Source organism: Corallococcus praedator, from assembly GCF_003612125.1.
Classification (GTDB): domain Bacteria; phylum Myxococcota; class Myxococcia; order Myxococcales; family Myxococcaceae; genus Corallococcus; species Corallococcus praedator.
In genome coordinates, this window is sequence record NZ_RAWI01001478.1 from 1 (window position 1) to 381 (window position 381).

Annotated in this window: 1 protein-coding gene; it reads left to right on the plus strand. The window is 69.8% G+C overall.

Annotated features, from left to right (window positions below; translation table 11 throughout):
• Positions 1-80: 80 nt before the first annotated feature.
• Positions 81-381 (plus strand): dTMP kinase (tmk, locus tag D7Y13_RS44965; protein ID WP_120631192.1); only part of this gene is annotated, 301 nt, incomplete at its 3' end.

The window sequence follows — 381 nt, forward strand, 5'->3', positions numbered from 1 at the left end:
GTGAGCGGGCGCCCCGAGCACCGTCGGCGCACGCATCCCTTGAATCTCAATTTCTGGCACGACAAGGAACAGGACCTCTGATGGCACTGGAGAAAGCACCTGCGCAGCCTGGGCTGTTCATCACGTTCGAGGGCATCGACGGCGCGGGCAAGTCATCGCACATCGAGCGCCTGGCGGCTGCGCTGCGGGCCCAGGGACGTACCGTGACCGTCACCCGCGAGCCCGGCGGCACGCCGCTGGCCGAGAAGCTGCGCGCCATGCTGCTGCACGACGCCATGGACCCGCTGACCGAGTCGCTGCTGATCTTCGCGGGCCGGCGCGACCACCTGCGCTGCGTGATCGAGCCGGCGCTGGCGCGCGGCGAGGTCGTGCTGTGCGACC